The 2284-nt window shown below is 46.4% G+C and carries 2 protein-coding genes and 1 other RNA gene; 1 reads left to right on the forward strand and 2 read right to left on the reverse strand.

The genetic code is table 11. The features are described 5' to 3' along the window. Positions 1–275, reverse strand: a 275-nt coding sequence (locus GRP75_RS24805; protein WP_160790655.1) for a GntR family transcriptional regulator, incomplete at its 3' end; no start/stop codon positions are given. A gap of 116 nt (positions 276–391) precedes the next feature. On the opposite strand from GRP75_RS24805, the gene GRP75_RS24810 reads away from it, so the two are divergent. Next, a complete protein-coding gene (locus GRP75_RS24810) occupies positions 392–1609 on the forward strand; it encodes an aminotransferase-like domain-containing protein (RefSeq protein WP_160790656.1) in 1218 nt (405 codons plus the stop codon). Positions 1610–2026: 417 nt separating this feature from the next. Here the strand turns inward: GRP75_RS24810 and rnpB are convergent. Further along, positions 2027–2284: RNase P RNA component class A (rnpB, locus tag GRP75_RS24815), an RNA gene on the reverse strand; the annotation flags it as partial.

The raw sequence follows: 2284 nt of genomic DNA on the forward strand, positions 1-2284 counted from the left end.
GACAAATCCTGCGCTCCCTCTCGTTGAACAGCTACCGAAGGCTCCGCTACATAGCAACCTTTTCCCTGTGTACAGGTAACCAAATGAATAGACTCCAGCTCAGCATACGCCTTGCTTACAGTTACGGGACTTACCGCAAGCAGGCTGGACAGATGACGGACAGACGGAAGCTTTGTGCCCTGAGGCAGCAATCCAGACTGGATGCGATCTGCTAATGTTTTGGCAATCTGTAAATATAATTTGACACTGCTATTGCGGCTGAGATCAATATGCATCGGAACCGTCCCCTCCAAAAATCAACTGTTACATTTAGACGTTTACTGTTATACTTCATTATCGATATAATACAACAAATTTCATAGTACAGTATAGAACACAGGAGATGATTGGATTGGAACACAAATTTTCGGGTATGGCTCGTACTCAGGGCTCGTCCATGGTAAGGGACATTTTAAAGCTGACACAGGGAACAGATGTGTTATCTCTGGCAGGCGGCCTTCCTGCCGATGCCTTTTTCCCCATCGAAGCTGTTGCTAAAGCCTATGAGCGGGTATTTCGTCTCGGCGGTACTACCGCTCTTCAATACGGCCTAACCGAGGGCTACATTCCTCTACGGGAACGTCTTGCAGCAATCATGTCATCCCAAGGCATCTCCGTCACCAGAGATAATATCATTATGACGACGGGCTCACAGCAGACCATTGATCTGGTTTCGCGTGTGTTGCTCGATCCGCAGGATACTGTATTGGTGGAGTCCCCTACTTATTTGGCGGCTCTTCAGGTATTTAATTCCTATGGTGCCAACATTGTAAGTGTAGATACAGACTCTAACGGTATGCAATTAGAAGATCTTGAAGCCAAGATCAAAAAACATCAGCCTAAATTCGTGTATGTCATCCCCACCTTCTCCAACCCGGCAGGAAGTGTTTGGAGTATGGAACGCAGAACAGGCGTTGTTGAACTATGCCGTAAATACGGCACTTTGATTTTTGAAGATGATCCTTACGGACGTCTTAAATTTGACGAAAACCTTAACTTTCCATCCCTTTTCTCAATTGATCAACAGTTAGGTGGAGACAGTCATGTAATGTACACTTCTACATTCTCTAAAACTGTCGCTCCAGGTGTTCGCTCTGGATGGTTGGTAGCCGATCAAGCTATCGTCGTTAAAGTCGCGAATGCCAAACAATCTGCCGATCTGCACTCCAGCAGTATTGATCAACGTGCTTTGAATGAGTTATTGGACTTTTTTGACTTGGACGGACATATTCGCACCGTGTCCTCTGAGTACCATACTCGTATGCTACGTCTCACGTCGCTAATGAGAGAACGCCAATGGGAAGGTATCACCTGGAATGATGCACTTGGCGGTATGTTTATGTGGGTTACCCTACCCGAGGGCTTCCGTTCTGATCGGTTGCTGCAACTCGCAATTCAGGAAGGAGTCGCATTTGTGCCTGGACAAGTCTTCTATGCTGACCTGAGCGGCAGCAACCATATGCGAATCAACTTCACGCATACCGACCCTTCCCTGCTTCCAAAAGCAGTTGACCGATTGGATCGAGCGCTGAAGATGTATAAAGAGGAAAGTGTGGTAAAAAGCGTGTGATGATGGAGTTGGCAGGATATGTACGTGAGGCCGCTTCACGAATCATTTGATTTTACGATCGCTGTTACCCCCTGATTCGTTTGGAATTTGAATAGTATGGTGGAATCTGGGACAAAGGTGCAGGCCTCGCTTCTACAGATTCAAATGCGTTGCTACGCTAACTACGTGCCTCATCCTCGAACGGTTTTACGGTAGAGGAAGTAAAAATTAAAATGAAAGCCCCCAGTAATTATGCTGGGGGCTTCATTCTAAGAAGGCAATTTTCTGCGTAAATACGGTATGTTAAAAAGGGTCTGCCATGATTCCCATTGGAATATGACACACCCTTTTTAATTCAATAAATACATTTGGATTAAAAGCTTTCATGCAAACAGGTCATTTACAAAAGTTAAATTTATGCATTTTAAGGTGTTGCAGTGGGGAAAGTTTTCCGTAAGCCGGGTTCTGTGCTATTCGTGGTACAGACGGGAACTACCCTCCCACTACAAGCGACAATCATCTATCTAGGCCGAACATTGCTATCCAGCTCCAGCGACCAACCTAGACACGCCTCGGGCTAAGGCTGCTTCGCGAAGAAGCTGTGTCCCATTAGGTCTTGCTCCAGATGGGGTTTACCAGGAACGAAGTCACCAGCGTTCCTCGGGGTCTCTTACACCTCGGTTCCATCCTTGCCTG

The sequence above is a fragment of the Paenibacillus sp. OT2-17 genome (assembly GCF_009827695.1).
Taxonomy (GTDB): domain Bacteria; phylum Bacillota; class Bacilli; order Paenibacillales; family Paenibacillaceae; genus Paenibacillus; species Paenibacillus polymyxa_B.